The organism is uncultured Polaribacter sp. (assembly GCF_947495205.1).
GTDB lineage: Bacteria > Bacteroidota > Bacteroidia > Flavobacteriales > Flavobacteriaceae > Polaribacter.
Window position 1 is genome coordinate 202,567 of sequence record NZ_CANLXV010000005.1, and the last position, 14,968, is coordinate 217,534.

General features: G+C 29.2%; 15 protein-coding genes and 1 pseudogene. 7 read left to right on the forward strand and 9 right to left on the reverse strand.

All coding sequences use genetic code 11. The features are described from left to right. Positions 1-18: 18 nt before the first annotated feature. The 6 genes from Q0762_RS06840 to Q0762_RS06865 all read left to right on the forward strand — a co-directional run bounded on the left by Q0762_RS06840 (position 19) and on the right by Q0762_RS06865 (position 3,722). Positions 19-540 (forward strand): hypothetical protein, encoded by a 522-nt coding sequence (locus tag Q0762_RS06840; RefSeq protein ID WP_298765175.1) that lies wholly within the window; start codon positions 19-21, stop codon positions 538-540. 68 nt (positions 541-608) lie between these two features. Next, positions 609-1,892, forward strand: coding sequence for an NAD(P)/FAD-dependent oxidoreductase (locus Q0762_RS06845; protein ID WP_298765177.1), 1,284 nt, complete (start codon positions 609-611; stop codon positions 1,890-1,892). Positions 1,893-1,901: 9 nt separating this feature from the next. After that, a complete protein-coding gene (locus Q0762_RS06850) occupies positions 1,902-2,213 on the forward strand; it encodes a hypothetical protein (protein ID WP_298765179.1) in 312 nt (103 codons plus the stop codon). 1 nt (position 2,214) lies between these two features. Further along, positions 2,215-2,568, forward strand: coding sequence for a hypothetical protein (locus Q0762_RS06855; RefSeq protein WP_298765180.1), 354 nt, complete (start codon positions 2,215-2,217; stop codon positions 2,566-2,568). Then, the gene (locus tag Q0762_RS06860) at positions 2,565-2,909 is read left to right on the forward strand and encodes an AraC family transcriptional regulator (RefSeq protein ID WP_298765182.1); all 345 of its coding nucleotides are present in this window, start codon (positions 2,565-2,567) and stop codon (positions 2,907-2,909) included. Before Q0762_RS06855 ends, Q0762_RS06860 begins: the two co-directional genes overlap by 4 nt. Positions 2,910-3,299: 390 nt before the next feature. After that, complete coding sequence (locus Q0762_RS06865; RefSeq protein ID WP_298765184.1) at positions 3,300-3,722, forward strand: DUF2141 domain-containing protein; 423 nt, start codon at positions 3,300-3,302, stop codon at positions 3,720-3,722. Positions 3,723-4,742: 1,020 nt separating this feature from the next. Here Q0762_RS06865 and Q0762_RS06870 read toward each other — a convergent pair. The 5 genes from Q0762_RS06870 to kynU all read right to left on the reverse strand — a co-directional run bounded on the left by Q0762_RS06870 (position 4,743) and on the right by kynU (position 9,891). Then, on the reverse strand, positions 4,743-5,831 hold the full coding sequence (locus Q0762_RS06870; protein WP_298765186.1) for an amidohydrolase family protein: 1,089 nt from the start codon (positions 5,829-5,831) through the stop codon (positions 4,743-4,745). A gap of 75 nt (positions 5,832-5,906) precedes the next feature. Continuing rightward, positions 5,907-6,401 (reverse strand): 3-hydroxyanthranilate 3,4-dioxygenase, encoded by a 495-nt coding sequence (locus tag Q0762_RS06875; protein ID WP_298765187.1) that lies wholly within the window; start codon positions 6,399-6,401, stop codon positions 5,907-5,909. Between the two features lie 146 nt (positions 6,402-6,547). Continuing rightward, positions 6,548-8,029: an NAD(P)/FAD-dependent oxidoreductase gene (locus Q0762_RS06880; RefSeq protein ID WP_298765189.1), complete on the reverse strand. Its 1,482-nt coding sequence runs from the start codon at positions 8,027-8,029 to the stop codon at positions 6,548-6,550. 199 nt (positions 8,030-8,228) lie between these two features. After that, complete coding sequence (locus tag Q0762_RS06885) at positions 8,229-8,570, reverse strand: hypothetical protein (protein WP_298765191.1); 342 nt, start codon at positions 8,568-8,570, stop codon at positions 8,229-8,231. A gap of 31 nt (positions 8,571-8,601) precedes the next feature. Then, complete coding sequence (kynU, locus tag Q0762_RS06890; RefSeq protein ID WP_298765193.1) at positions 8,602-9,891, reverse strand: kynureninase; 1,290 nt, start codon at positions 9,889-9,891, stop codon at positions 8,602-8,604. A 91-nt stretch (positions 9,892-9,982) separates the two neighbouring features. Between kynU and Q0762_RS06895 the strand changes: the two genes are divergently transcribed. Beyond that, positions 9,983-11,167 carry a C40 family peptidase gene (locus Q0762_RS06895; protein WP_298765194.1) on the forward strand — a complete coding sequence of 395 codons (1,185 nt, stop codon included), beginning with the start codon at positions 9,983-9,985 and terminating at the stop codon, positions 11,165-11,167. 110 nt (positions 11,168-11,277) lie between these two features. Here the strand turns inward: Q0762_RS06895 and Q0762_RS06900 are convergent, their stop codons facing one another. From Q0762_RS06900 to Q0762_RS06915, 4 genes and pseudogenes are all read right to left on the reverse strand, one after another. Beyond that, positions 11,278-11,685, reverse strand: a complete 408-nt coding sequence (locus Q0762_RS06900) for a lipocalin family protein (RefSeq protein ID WP_298765195.1) — start codon at positions 11,683-11,685, stop codon at positions 11,278-11,280. Between the two features lie 79 nt (positions 11,686-11,764). Further along, the gene (locus Q0762_RS06905; RefSeq protein WP_298765197.1) at positions 11,765-12,226 is read right to left on the reverse strand and encodes a hypothetical protein; all 462 of its coding nucleotides are present in this window, start codon (positions 12,224-12,226) and stop codon (positions 11,765-11,767) included. A gap of 1 nt (position 12,227) precedes the next feature. Continuing rightward, complete coding sequence (locus Q0762_RS06910) at positions 12,228-13,595, reverse strand: hypothetical protein (RefSeq protein ID WP_298765199.1); 1,368 nt, start codon at positions 13,593-13,595, stop codon at positions 12,228-12,230. A 463-nt stretch (positions 13,596-14,058) separates the two neighbouring features. Beyond that, a pseudogene (locus tag Q0762_RS06915) lies at positions 14,059-14,748 on the reverse strand (NAD(P)-dependent oxidoreductase); the annotation flags it as partial. Between the last annotated feature and the right edge of the window lie 220 nt (positions 14,749-14,968).

Here is a 14,968-nt window from a genome sequence, read left to right on the forward strand (position 1 = left end):
ATAAGTGAAATATAAATTTTGAAAACCTACAACAAAACCAACTTTTTTAAACATACGTTCTGCGAGTTTACCCAAATTAATGATTTTCAATTTCCAGAAAACACAAACTATAAAAGTAAATCTGAAAGCGTATATTTTTATACTGAAGATGGTGTGTATAGAAAATCGAATCATTGGGGAAGAGTTGCCAATTGTAGATGGAAATTAATTACTGATGATGATTATAAAAATCAACAAATAGTCATTGGTTTTGCTAAATGGACAGACTTCTACCCGATTAATTCTAAAGAGAAATATTTTTTTATTGAAGTCGATTTTAATAAAAAAATTGCCAAAATTAAACCTAAAAGAAAAACTCCTAATTTTTTATTTACATTTTCTGAAGCTCAAAAAAGAATAAATCAAATTAACCATTTATTTAAAGATGATAAATGGGCGAAGTATTACGATTTAGAGATTAATGAATTATCTAAACAAATAATTACTCCTTTTATTTCTTCTGATAAAAGTTTACAAGAAATAAAACAAAGTTTCAAATAGAGAAATCTCTAGTTTTCAGTAAATTTGTGAGGCTAAAATCTAAGTTTAAAAACATCTAATCACCAAAAATGAACATTCCACAAACAAGTTTTCCTAGAGTTGTAATTATTGGCGGCGGTTTTGCAGGTTTAGCAGCTGCAAGAGGTTTAGAAAAGCAAGAACTACAAGTTGTGTTATTAGACAAGCATAATTACCATACCTTTCAACCACTACTTTATCAAGTTGCCACTGGTGGTTTAGAACCAGATTCTATTGCTTTTCCGTTAAGAAAAAGATTTAATGATGTTGCTAATTTTTACTTTAGATTGGCAGAAGTCTCTAAAATTAATCCTGCTAAAAACATAATAGAAACTAATATTGGTAATTTAGAGTATGATGAGTTGATAATTGCAACAGGTTCTACCACTAATTTTTTTGGCAATAAAAATGTAGAAAAATATGCAATGGAAATGAAATCTATACCACAAGCTTTAAATATTAGAAGCTTGGTTTTAGAAAATTTTGAAGAAGCATTATTAACATCAAGCTTTGAAGAAAGAAAAGCATTAATGAACTTTGTTATTGTTGGTGGTGGACCAACAGGCGTAGAATTAGCAGGAGCTTTAGCAGAAATGAAAAAAGGAATTTTGCCAAAAGATTATCCAGATTTAGACATTAGGCAAATGCAAATAAACCTAATACAAAGTTCTGGCTGTTTGTTAAAAGGAATGAGTGCAAAAGCTTCTGAAAAAGCAGAAGATTTTTTAATAAATCTAGGTGTAAATGTTTGGAAAAACCTACGTGTTTTAGATTATGATGGAAAAATAGTTACTACCAAAGGAGCAGATCATTTTAAAGCAGCAACCGTTATTTGGGCAGCAGGTGTAAAGGGAGAAACTATAAACGGTTTAAATGCAGATTGTATTGTAGAACGCGCAGAAAGAATTAAAGTAAATGCTTTTAGTAAAGTAGAAAACTACACAAATATTTATGCTATTGGAGATGTTGCTTGTATGGCTTCAGAAAAAAAACCATTTGGCCACCCAATGATGGCACAACCTGCACTGCAACAAGGTACGTTAGTTGCTAAAAACATTATAGCCAAATTACAAAATAAAAATGAAACACCTTTTGTGTATAATGATAAAGGTTCTATGGCTACAATTGGCAGAAATAAAGCTGTGGTAGATTTAGAAAAATGGAAATTTCAAGGAATATTTGCTTGGTTTGTTTGGATGTTTGTACATCTTTTTTCTTTGATCGGTTTTAGAAACAAAGCCATTGTATTTTTAAATTGGGTATACAATTATATTCGATTCGACAGGGAAACTCGCTTAATTATTAGACCTTATAAAAAGAAGGCATCAATTTAAAAAAGAAAAATGGCGAATAAAAGCATGATAAAATGTGCCAATTGTGGCCTTTTTAATACAGATACTAAAATCTGTACAAACTGTAATACTTTATTAAATCCCAGAGAAAAGGAATTAACTTTAAAAAAAGAAGCCGTTAAAAAAGCAGAAATTGCTAAAGTTATTTACGATAAAGAAAACCCTAATTTTGCAGAACGTTTAAAACAACATCCATTTTTTTTATATAAAATTATTGGTTGGATTCTTTATTCCGCTTTTATGACCATAAGCATTATTGGCTCTGGTTTGGCATGGTTTATTGCAATGATTGCCGCTGGTTAATATGAAAAATATTTTAAGAAACTATGTGCTAATTTCTTTTTTACTGGGTAGTTTTATTTATTTTGCTTCTCAATTAAACCTGCAATTACCAAGATTTATTCGTTTTTATGCAAACGATTTTTTAATTGTACCAATTGTATTATATAGCGCTTTATGGATTTTAAAAAGAACTAAAAACAACCCTAACTACAAAATTTCTATACCTCTTATCATTTATATATGCTTTTTGTACAGCATTCTTTTTGAATTTATTTTTCCAAATTATTTAGCAAGATATACCAAAGATTATACAGATATTCTTTTATACTTTGCTGGAGGACTTGTGTTTTATCAACTTCAAAAATTAGTAAAATGAAAACTTTTAAAATTGCAAAAGAAAATATAACGCGTTTAAACTTGGCTTTACACTATATTGAAGAGAATTTACCCGAAAAATTAACCTTAGAAGTTATTTCAGAAAAAGCTCACTTCTCTCCCTTTCATTTTCATCGTTTATTTTCTTTAGTAATTAAAGAAACGCCTAATAATTATAGCATCAGAAAAAGGTTAGAAAAAGTAGCATCCTTTTTTTTACATCAAAAAGAAAAAACAATAACAAAAGTAGCAGAGGCTGTTGGTTTTGGTAATTTATCTTTGTTTTCTAAAGCTTTCAAGAAATTTTATGGCATTTCTCCAAATAAGTTAGATCATTTGTAATTGTATAAGAAGCTATTTCCTGCTTTCCATTATATCTTTTTTACTGGCAGTTCTCGCACAAATTTGCTGAAAAAGCAAATTCACTCAAACTGCCATTAAAAAAGGATGCCATTTCAATCAGGGCTAAAACTTGTTTGCAAACTTGTGTCATTAATTAATATTTAAAGTTTTTATTTACTAAGGTGTGTCACTCTGAAATAATCTTCTATCGATTATAATTTTATGTAAGACAGTTTAAACCTAACAAACTTTATGAGGAACCTTTGAAACCTTGAAATATAAAAAACCAACAATTCAGTCTTAAAAAACAAAAATTCGGTATGTTTCTTGTTTTAAAATCTTAAAAAACATCAGATATTTACATCATCAATAACAATTAAAACAACTATCATGAAAAAAATAATTTTAATAATAACAATTGTTTTTAGTGGTTTATTTACTACAAATGCGCAAGAAGCAGAAAAATTTAGTATTACAGTAAATATTACTGGCTTAGCATCTAACAAAGGCAAAGTGTTATTAGCTTTATATAATAAACAAGAAAACTTTTTAAATAAGCGTTTTAAAGGTGGTATGTCTAAAATTACAGACAAAAAAGCAACCTATGTTTTTGAAGGGGTTGTTAAAGGAGAATATGCCATTTCGTTTTTTCATGACGAAAACAATAACAATAAAATGGACACAAATTTTGTAGGAATTCCAAAAGAAGATTATGGTTGTTCTAACAATGCAACAGGTTTTGTGGGACCACCAAAATACAAAGATGCAAAGTTTCAATTATTAGAAAACAAAGAAATTAGCATCGAAATATAAAAAAACTCTAAACTGTAATCGTAAGATTCCTACGGAATGACAAAACTGGGTGGAAACTGCGCAAAAACTGGGTAGAAACTTGTTTAAAACTGCATAAAACTAAAAAAACTGTTTGCCAAGAAAGATTAATAGCACTTAGCCTGAAACATAAAGTTTGTCTCGCTGTAAGCGTCTCACACAAAAAAGTTCTAAACTGTAATCGTAAGATTCCTACGGAATGACAAAATTGGGTAGAAACTGCGCGAGAACTTGTTTAAAACTGCATAAAACTAAAAACTGTTTGCTAAACAAAGTTAATAGACATAGTCTATAACATACAGTTTATCTCGCTGTAAGCGTCTCAAACAAAAAAAGCTCTAAACTGTAATTATAAGATTCCTACGGAATGACAAAACTAGGTAGAAACTAGATGAAAACTTATTTAAAACTGCGTAAAACAAAAAAAACTGTTTACTAAACCAAATTAATAGCACATAGTTTATAACATACAGTTTATCTCGCTGTAAGCGTCTCAAACAAAAAAACTCTAAACTGTAATTATAAGATTCCTACGGAATGACAAAATTGGGTGGAAACTTCGCGAGAACTTGTTTGAACTTCATAAAACTAAAAACTGTTTGCTAAACAAAGTTAATAGCACATAGTCATAACATACAGTTTGTCACGCTGTAAGCGTCTCAAACACACAAATTCTAAACTGTAATTATAAGATTCCTACGGAATGACAAAATTGGGTGGAAACTGAGTGGAAACTAAGCGAAAAAATTTTTGGACTGGTTAAAACTAATAAAACTGTTTTCTAAACAAAGTTAATAGCGCATAGTTTATAACATACAGTTTGTCTCGCTGTAAGCGTCTCACACACAAAAACTCTAAACTGTAATCGTAAGATTCCTACGGAATGACAAAACTGAGTGGAAACTGCACGAAAACTTGTTTGAAACTAAGTAGAAACTGGCTAGAAACTTATTTAAAACTGCTTGAAAACGGAGCTAAAACTTATTGCAAACTGAATAAAAATTAAACTCCTAATATCTTATCAACCAAACTTTGCTTTGCGATTTCATCATTACCAAAAAGCCACTGTAAAACATTATCGCTCCAGATTTCTTCTTTTTCTGTTTCAGAAATAATATTTTTTTCAATGGCCAAATCTAAAATTTTTCCTGGATAAGAAGATTGTCTATCACTTTCCATTTCGCCTAAAGGATAAGGATCATCTAAACCCATTAAAACCTGACTTGTACCTTGTCTTTTAAACATTAAATCTAAAGAATCTGTATCGTGTACCAACGTATCAAAAAATATATTTTTATGACCAATTGCTTTTCTTGGGTGCGTTTTTCCTTCAAATAAATCGGGTCTTCCATCAAAACCTTGTATGCGTCTTCCAAGATTCATTTGTGCCAATTGGCCTCCGTGTGCAAAACATGTTCTAATATTTTTATACCTTTCTTGCATTCCATTTAAGGTGTAGTAATGATAGGCATCTCCACATTGTGCCAACATCCAAATTAAATGAAAACGCCAATTGGTATTTTCTAATTTTATCATTTTATCTCCATCATAAGGATGAATTTCTATGGCTAATTTATATTGATCTGCCAATTCAAAAATACGATCGTTTTCTTTATCAAAAACACAACGCCATTGCCCAATAGAATCCATAAAATGTGTTGGCAAACACAATACTTTTAAATCTAATTCTTCTACACAACGTTTCATTTCATCTAAAGCACCATAAATAAAACCAGGATGCACTACAAAACCACAAGTAAATTTATCTGGATGATTCTTTTGCACTTTCCCATTAAAATCATTCTGAAAACGCAAGGCTTTTTTCATTTCTTCTAAACGCAAACCATTACCATACAATTGAGATAAATTTAAAACTACAGCATGGTCTATTTTGTTGCGTTCCATCCATTTTAATTTTTCATCTAAAAAAAAACTAGAATGTGTTACAGGTCTTTTCCAACCTTTTTGCAACATGTGTTTACGCTCATCATCTACCCAAAAAATTTCCTTTTCCTTCATAAATTGAGGAATTTCTTCTGGATAAGGTAATAAATGAGAATGTCCGTTAATACGTAGTTTTCTTTTTTTCATTTTATTATGATTCGTTTTTTTATAACAGCTTACTTCAATCGTTCCTCATTTGTAATGATGTATTTTTTATGAACGCTACTCTTTTTTTAAATTTTTATGCTTTACTAGTTTATTATATCTATCAAAAATTGCTGGCATATCTGTTTCTATATTCTCTAAAGTAAAAGCTTCTTCATATACTAAACTCGTATCTTCGTCTGCATACCATTGTAATTTATCTTTTACACCTGCTGGTCTAGGATATTCTATTACCAAACCTACTGTATTTGCTTTCCTTTGGGGAGAATGCGGAATTTTTGGTGGTAAAAAGAAAATTTCTCCTTCTTTAATAGCAATATCCTTTTTCTTACCATCTTCTATTACTTTTAAAATAATATCTCCTTCTACTTGATAAAAAAACTCTGGTGTTTCATTGTAATGATAATCTGTTCTGTTGTTTGGACCGCCAACAACCATTACAATAACATCTGCATCTTTCCAAACCACTTTATTACCAACTGGTGGTTTTAATAAATGACGGTGTTCATCTATCCACTTTTTAAAATTTAAAGGTTGTACTAGTTTACTCATAATTAAAATTCCCTGCTAATCTTATCAAATCTAAGATACTTCTAATTGGGTTAAAATTGAAGTTATTATTGTTCTTAATATTTTATGCTTTAAAGCCAAATCTGTAAATTTTCTACTTTCTTCCTTTTGGGAAGATTATGCTAAACTTAAAGGCCCGCAATTTTATCTTCTTCTAAAATAGTATTGGTTTCTGCAATTACTTTGTCTAAAACAATTTTCAATTCGTTTTTACTCATTTCTAAATGTGTGTGAACCTCATCTCCAGCAATTAAATTTAATAAAGCTTTGTCTTGTGCTCTTCCTCTTTTCATGGCTTCATTATATCCAATATGCTCATTGAACGTTACTAAAGAATATTTAGACAAATATTGTTTAGGAAATGTTTGCTCTAAATCCATTTCTATCTTACGTTTTTCTTTAAACAGCGGATTTGCAACATGATCTCTCATTTCAAAAAAGTTGTCTATTGCTAAATCTGCAATGGCATCTGTATCTTTTTTACGTTTTTTCTGATAAGTTTTAAAAACGGCTTCCCAATCTAAAACTTTTTTGCTTTCTTCAAAATGATTTAGCACTTCATCTAACACAAAAACATCTTCAAAAGAAGCATTCATTCCTTGGCCGTAAAATGGCACAATGGCATGAGAAGAATCTCCCATTAACAGTGTTTTATTTTGATAGGACCAAGGACTGCATTTTATGGTTCCTAAAGGGCCCGTTGGATTGTTTGTAAACTCTTCTAAGATATTAGGAATTAATGCCAAAGCATCTGGAAATTCTTTTTGGAAAAACGCTGTAATTTTTTCTTCTGAAGTTAAATTTTCGAAATTAAATTCGCCTTCATTATAACTTAAAAATAAGGTTACTGTAAAACTACCATCCATATTTGGTAGTGCAATTAACATAAAATCGCCACGTGGCCAAATGTGTAAATGTGCTTTACTTATTTGATGATTACCCGTTTTATCCGCAGGAATTTCTAATTCTTTGTAACCGTGATTTAAGTAGTTTTGAGAATAACTAAATAAAAATTTTCGTTCAGAAATATAACTTTTTCTTAAAGAGGAACCAGCGCCATCTGCTCCAAAAATAACGTTTGCGTTTACGGAAAACTCTTCTTTTGTATTGTAATCTTTAAAATAAGCTATTGTGTTTTCTATAGCTACATTTGTACACTTTTTATTAAAATGAATAGTTACATTTTCGTGCTTTTCTGCTTCATCTAATAAAATAGCATTTAAATCTCCTCTAGAAATGGAATTGATGTATTCATTTGCTCTACCAGAATAGTTAGATGTAAATGTATTTCCTTGTCTGTCGTGCATTAATCGTCCGAACATTGGGATACAGATTTCGCGCGCTTTTTCTTCCATACCGCACAAACGTAAAGCTTTTAAACCTCTATCTGATAATGCTAAATTGATAGATCTTCCTGCAGAAATATCTACTTTTCTTAAATCTGGTCTGCTTTCATAAACGGCAACTTTGTAACCTCTCTGGGCGAGTCTTAAAGCTAGTAAGCTTCCACATAAACCTGCGCCGATGATTAAAATCTCGTCCCACCCCTTTACTAAGAGAAGGGCTTTATCACTCTTATAATTAACACTTAAATTATCTTTGTTCACCATAAAATTTATTTAAATATTATTTTCGGTATGAGTTTCCTTTTCTTTGGAAAGGATTAAGGATAGGATTTTGTTAAATTGTTCCATTATAAATTTTTATTACTAGATTAATTATAATCACAATCAACAACAACATACCAGGATATGATATATAATCCCAAAACCCTTTTTCCTTTTTGTTTTTCATAAAGTATTATTTGCTCTAATTTAATTTATGCTTTAAATATTGATAATCTTCATATTCCAATTGAAAATCTGATACTGAAATTTCTTGTATTTTATCATCTTCATTCTGAAAACTTAACAAATCACTTTTTGTATTAATTTTTATTTTAGAAAAATCTTTATATCTAAAATTTACTGTTATGTTATCTTTAATGCAAAACAATATTCTTTTGTCTGTAATGATCAAATAATCGTTTTCGTTTTTCATAAATAAACTTAAAATACCAAACAATTGATATTTCCAAAAACCAATATCTCGTTTTGTTTTTATCTTAGCAATTATTTCTTCTCCTTTAATATACTTGTAAAAAATACTCATTTATTAAAAAACTTTTTAAGAATTTATTTGTTTAATTTTCGGTATTTGTTTCCTTTCCTTTAGAAAGAATTAAGGATAGAAATTTAACCATTCTATATACATCTTCAAAAGAATTATACATTGGTGTTGGTGCACAACGTATTACATCTGGCTCTCTCCAATCTGTAATTATATGATGTTCTGTTAGTTTTTTATGTAAACTTTTATTTGCATTTTTAACCCGAATAGATAATTGACAACCTCTTTCTTTTGAGTTTTTTGGTGTAATGATTTTTATATCTTCTGAACCAATTGCATTGATTAAAAACTCAAAATAACCTGTTAATTTTTCTGATTTTTCTCGCAAAGTGTCCATTCCAACCTCATCAAATAAATCTAAAGATGCTTTTATGGCTGCCATAGATAATATTGGTGGATTGCTTAATTGCCAGCCTTCTGCGCCTTCCATAACATCAAAAGGTTGTCTCATATTAAAACGCGTTGTTTTGTTATGATTCCACCAACCTGCAAAACGCGGAATTTCTTTATTTTTTGAATGTTTTTCATGCACAAAAACTCCAGATAAACTTCCTGGTCCAGCATTTAAATATTTATAGGTACACCAAGCTGCAAAATCTACTCCAGAGTCGTGTAAATTAGGTTGAATGTTTCCTGCTCCATGAGCCAAATCAATACCAACAACACAATTTTTAGCATGCCCAATTTCTGCTATTTTTTTTAAATCTAAAAACTGACCTGTATAATAATTTACGCCACCAATTAACAATAACGCAATTTCTTCTCCTTGTTCTGAAACTATTGTTTGTAAATCTTCAATTCTTAATAATTCCTCTCCTTTTCTTGGTTTCCATTCTATAACATCGTCCTCAGAAAAACCATGAAATTTTAATTGAGATTGTACAGCATATCTATCAGAAGGAAAAGCATCACTCTCAATTACAATTTTATATTTTGTTTTTGTAGGCCTGTAAAAACTAACCATTAACAAATGTAAATTTGTGGTAAGTGTATTCATAACCACAACTTCTATAGGTTTTGCACCTACAATTTTGGCCATTTTTCCTGTTAAATATTCATGATAATTCAACCACGGATTTTTTGCCTCAAAATGACCTTCTACTCCTAAATTTGCCCAATCTTCTAGTTCTTGATTGATATATTCTTTGGTAGATTTAGGTTGTAATCCTAATGAATTTCCCGTAAAATACAACCAATCTTTGCCTTCTTTATCTTTAGGAATATGAAATTTTTCTCTTAGATAAGCAAGCTTGTCTTCTTTATCTAATTTTTGTGCAAACGCTAAATTATTTTGATACTTCATTCTAAAAAATGCTTGTTATCAAATATAAAACAATCTGAATTTAGAATTAAATAAATTACTACCTTTATTTTTTATCAATTTAGAATATAAAATGACAAAATTTCTGAAAACTTTTGCCTTAGTTTTATTATTAATAAGCACTGCCTGTAATAATAAAAATAAACTTAGTGAACAACTAGAAAGCATACATAGTGCGATTAAAAACGAATTTGCACCAGACAAACGTGTGGCTATTTATGATATTAATTTTAAAACTAAAAACAGTAAAATTGTTGCTTATGGAATTACAGATTCTAAAGAAGGATATCAAAAACTTTTAGATAGTTTAAAGTCTTTAGATGTAGATTTTATAGATAAAATTCGTGTTTTACCAGATGAAATTATTGGAGATAAAATGTATGCTGTGGCTAGAAATTCTGTAATAAACATTCGCTCTAAACCCAAACATTCTGCAGAATTAGGCACACAAGGTTTGTTAGGCATGTCTTTAAGAGTTTTAGATAAAGAAGGTGATTTTTATAGAATTCAAACTCCAGATAATTATATTTCTTGGGTAGATAAAGGTGGAATTACCAAAATGAACAAAAAAGAATTTGATGCTTGGAAAAACTCTAAAAAAGTGATTTTTACTAAAAATTTTGGATTTGTATATGCTGATAAAAATGAAGAATCTAACATTATTTCTGATATTTCTTTAGGTGGTCTTTTACAATATCTCTCTGAAGATACTTCTTTTTATGCAGTAAAATATCCTGATAATAGAACTGGTTTTGTCAAAAAAAGTGAAGGATTATTATATGATAATTGGTTAAACAATTTAGCATACAACAAAAATAATATTGAAAAAACTGCTAAAGCTATGCAAGGTTTTCCTTATTTGTGGGGAGGCACTTCTGCTAAAGGAATGGATTGTAGTGGTTTTACAAAAATGGTGTATTTAATGAATGGTTTTGTAATTCCTAGAGATGCTTCTCAGCAAATAAATGCAGGAAAAAAAGTAGATTTAAAGCTAGGTTTTTCTGATTTACAAAAAGGAGATTTATTATTTTTTGGTAAAAAAGCAACTTCAGAAAAAAAACAACGTGTTACCCATGTTGGTATTTGGTTAGGAAACGGCAAACAAGAATTTATACATGCTTCTGGAAATGTGCATATTTCTTCTATGGACAAAACACAACCAAATTATGATGAATTTAATAAAAACAGATATTTAGGAAGCAAACGTTATTTGGATGTAAAAGATAAAATGATTTTAGATTTGAAAGAAAAAAATTAAGTTTTAGATTATTGCTATTTTTTTCTAGCAAAGACGTAAATGTTTTAAATGAAAAGTCCTCACAGGTTTCAAAAACCTGTGAGGACTAGATTTTAATATAAAACTAAACGTTATTTTTGATAAGAATACACAATAGTTTCTGACTCTTGTTGAAAGCTAAAAGTTAATAAGTTATCTGAAGTTAATGTAAAAACTTGTGTGTCTCCAGCTACTGAAAAATTAAAAGTACTATTTAAATTATCCCTCCAAGTACCAGAACTCGTTTGAATAGCACAATTATTATCTTCAAAATGATTTGTAATTGTAAAGGTTTTGTTTGTACGTACTTCTATTTTATCTTTAGATTTACAATCATTAATAAAATTTTGTCCCATTGCTGTTATGGAAATTAGTTTCCATTCGCCAATTACTGGACTTGTTACTACTACTGGTGGCACAACTTCTATGGGGTCTTCCATACTATTAGTACAACTAAAAGAAACTACTAAAAGGACTACTAATATTAATGTTTTTTTCATAATTTTTATATTTTAATTTATTCTAAGAGTTATATTTTCTTTGATGTGATTGAAAGAGAATCTATTTTTTTTATTAACTTTATTCAGCTACTGTTGATGCTGTGATTTCTTCATCAGTTATAGAAATAATAATATCTCCTTCATCTCCAATGAAATTACTTTTATCAATAACTAACAAACTAAATAATTCACTAGATTGAAATCTACCCACCATTTCTGTTCTATTATCAGACAATTTCAAGGTAAAATAACACCTATCTGAAGGTATATTTATAATTTTTGCTAGATTTGGTTTCCACCTTTTTTCATCAACAAAAAATGGTGGAGAATTGTTTATACCTGCTTTAATACCCTTAACTGTTGTAGAATCTGTGGGTATAAATACACCATTAAATTTACCTGCAATTATAATTTTAGCGTTTAATTCTTTATTTGTAGCATTACTAAAACTAAATTGAAACCCTTCAAATTCTTTTTCTCCTCCAGGGTCTTCACAAGAAAAAAAAGATATAATTAAAAAAAATATTAATACATTTTTCATTTTAATAAGGATTAAAGTTAGCGTCTTTAGATATAAAGCAGGCATTAATTATAATTGTTGTAGTATTTACTACTGGGCAATCCAAATCCACAACAATATCAATTAATGGGTTAACATTTTCTACTAGATCATTATTGTTGCTATTAGAATCATTTATACCGGTTTCAAGATCGAGATAAGAAAATTCTTGGTTAGAACAATTGGAATAGTCATAAGTTGTTTGAGTGTTATATCTTTTAGCTGCTATTGGCCCTCTTATATAGACAGCTAAATTATTATTTTGTTCTAATATTTTATTTTTTACCTCAAGCTCTGTGAAATTTAAATTTTTTATTGATTCTATTAAAAATCTTTTGGCAACTATATAGCAACTCTGTTTTTCTACTTTATTAAAAGCATAATTTTTCAAATCTGTTTTACTCGGTTTCCTTAAACCAACTATCCAACCAAACAATTTACGATAAGTAGTATTATCATTCCAAATTTCTCTCCCTATAAAATTATTATGTAAATCCATCTGCCTAGAATCAACTGCGTTAGTATTAGAACAAAGCCCTATTTCTCTTGCATCAGTGACTAATTTAGCAAAACTTAACCGACTCATTTTAGATGAAACTGTAAAATAATATTGAGCTAGTAAAGAGTTCCACAAAATGTGTCTGTAAGCATCTCTTCTAGAATCGCCATTTGGTAAATTTGGATACTGATCAGAAGACCATTCCACTGATCTTGATCCAGCTAAGTGATAAGAAATAGATGCTCTTACCCAACCAAACCCGCTAGCACTTGCGGATAAAATTGTACACAAAGCAATAATAGTTTCATTATTAGTTTTAGAAAGTGTACTATGTTTATTGTCTAAATGGTCATAAATTGTAGGATTATTTGCAATTTCTAATAACACCATATAATCTAAATTCTGAGAATAATATTCATCTATAACCTGATTATTAGGCTGTATATCTTCATCTGTAAAGTTATCAAAATCAAAAATCACCATGTCCACATTTAGTGAATTTTCATCTTCCAAGCCTACTGAATTATAGTTTTCAATTTTTTCGTAAGGAAAATTAACCAATACCACTTTAGAAGCCTCTAATATTGCATTTGGGCCAGGTAATTCTTCTTCTATTTGTTGAGTTTTTGCTTGCGTACCTTTTGCAGTAGTATTTCTTAATTTATTATAAAGTATTTTTAGATATTCTAAGGTGTGTTCTTCTTTTAAGTCTTCTTCTGTAGCAGAAAACCTATGATTTACAAGGAAACCTTGATAGTAAATTTCTTTAGAATCACCATAGTTTTTAGTATCTTCTAATAAGTTAGTTGAACTAGATATCTCTATAAACTCATCTTCTTTTTGGCATCCCATTAAAAAGAAAAGTAGTATAAATGGAATTAATAGAAAGTTTTTTCTGTAAGTTTTTTCTGTAAGTTTTTTCTGTAAGTTTTTTCTGTAAGTTTTTTCTGTAAGTTTTTCATAAATTATATTTTTTTACAAACATATAAACTTAATTAATGTTAAAAAAGAGGGAAAACACCTGTTTTTTTTTCTAGCAATAATTTAACTTCTAATCTAATATAGTAATTTTAATTTTATTTTGTTAGAATATTCTTAAAAAACACTTGTTTAATTCTTAAAAACTATAGCTCATAAAAAGGTTTACCCCAGATAGAGGCTTTGTTTGAGCTCTCACGCTTTTGGGCGTGAAGCGAGTGCCGAAAGCTGGAAATAGGTTCAAAAAAAACACCTTTCAATTAAAAAACTGAAAGGTATTTATAATATGTAGTTTTAATGAACAGATTGCTTCGTACCTCGCAATGACTTTAAGAATCTAATACAACACTCTAAATTTAATTGTGCCTTCTACAGCTCTTAATTCTTCTAAAACTTCTCTGTTATATTCTTTATCTAAATCTGTAATTACATAACCTACTTTTGGGTCTGTAGATAAATATTGCCCGTTTATATTTAGATTATATTTTGCTAAAATCTTATTTATTTTAGCCATTACACCAGATACATTTTTATGAATATGTAAAAATCTATGTGAATTTGTTTGTCTTGGTAAACGAATGTTTGGGAAATTTACAGCATCTACAGTGTTACCAGAATTTATATATGCCATAATTTTACTTGGTACAAAATCTGCTATATCTCTTTGTGCTTCTTCTGTACTTCCACCAACATGCGGCGTTAAAATTACGTTTGGCAAGCCTTTTAATTCTGTATAAAATTCGCCATTTTTTCTTGGCTCTTCTGGATATACATCTACTGCAGCACCTGCTAATTTACCACTTTTAAGAGCAGCAACTAAAGCAGGAATATCTACTACAAAACCTCTTGCTAAGTTTACCAAATGTGCGCCTTCTTTCATTTGAGAGATTTCTTTTTCTCCGAAGAAATTTTTATTGGCAGCATTATCATCTACATGTAAAGTTACTACATCTGAAATATTAAGTAATTCTTCTAAAGTATTTAATTTGGTTGCATTACCTAAAGCCAATTTGTCTTCTACATCATAGATAAAATTTGTCTGATTTATGAATTTTATTTCAAAACCGTCATATTCATCTTCAACATTAGTGTTTTCACATGAAAGGCTAATTATTATTGTAAAAATTATAAAAAATATTTTTCTCATTATCGATTATTAGGATTAAAATTAATATTTTTTGAATAATAACAATTATCCAAAAGAACAGTAGTGTATACTTTACGAACACAAAGGTCGTTAGGTAGTA

Coding starts and splice junctions, on each gene's coding strand:
- Q0762_RS06845 (WP_298765177.1), top strand. CDS start 609: ATGAACATTCCACAAACAAGTTTTCCTAGAGTTGTAATTATTGGCGGC.
- Q0762_RS06850 (WP_298765179.1), top strand. CDS start 1,902: ATGGCGAATAAAAGCATGATAAAATGTGCCAATTGTGGCCTTTTTAAT.
- Q0762_RS06855 (WP_298765180.1), top strand. CDS start 2,215: ATGAAAAATATTTTAAGAAACTATGTGCTAATTTCTTTTTTACTGGGT.
- Q0762_RS06860 (WP_298765182.1), top strand. CDS start 2,565: ATGAAAACTTTTAAAATTGCAAAAGAAAATATAACGCGTTTAAACTTG.
- Q0762_RS06865 (WP_298765184.1), top strand. CDS start 3,300: ATGAAAAAAATAATTTTAATAATAACAATTGTTTTTAGTGGTTTATTT.
- Q0762_RS06870 (WP_298765186.1), bottom strand. CDS start 5,831: ATGAAAAAAAGAAAACTACGTATTAACGGACATTCTCATTTATTACCT.
- Q0762_RS06875 (WP_298765187.1), bottom strand. CDS start 6,401: ATGAGTAAACTAGTACAACCTTTAAATTTTAAAAAGTGGATAGATGAA.
- Q0762_RS06880 (WP_298765189.1), bottom strand. CDS start 8,029: ATGGTGAACAAAGATAATTTAAGTGTTAATTATAAGAGTGATAAAGCC.
- Q0762_RS06885 (WP_298765191.1), bottom strand. CDS start 8,570: ATGAGTATTTTTTACAAGTATATTAAAGGAGAAGAAATAATTGCTAAG.
- kynU (WP_298765193.1), bottom strand. CDS start 9,891: ATGAAGTATCAAAATAATTTAGCGTTTGCACAAAAATTAGATAAAGAA.
- Q0762_RS06895 (WP_298765194.1), top strand. CDS start 9,983: ATGACAAAATTTCTGAAAACTTTTGCCTTAGTTTTATTATTAATAAGC.
- Q0762_RS06900 (WP_298765195.1), bottom strand. CDS start 11,685: ATGAAAAAAACATTAATATTAGTAGTCCTTTTAGTAGTTTCTTTTAGT.
- Q0762_RS06905 (WP_298765197.1), bottom strand. CDS start 12,226: ATGAAAAATGTATTAATATTTTTTTTAATTATATCTTTTTTTTCTTGT.
- Q0762_RS06910 (WP_298765199.1), bottom strand. CDS start 13,595: ATGGGATGCCAAAAAGAAGATGAGTTTATAGAGATATCTAGTTCAACT.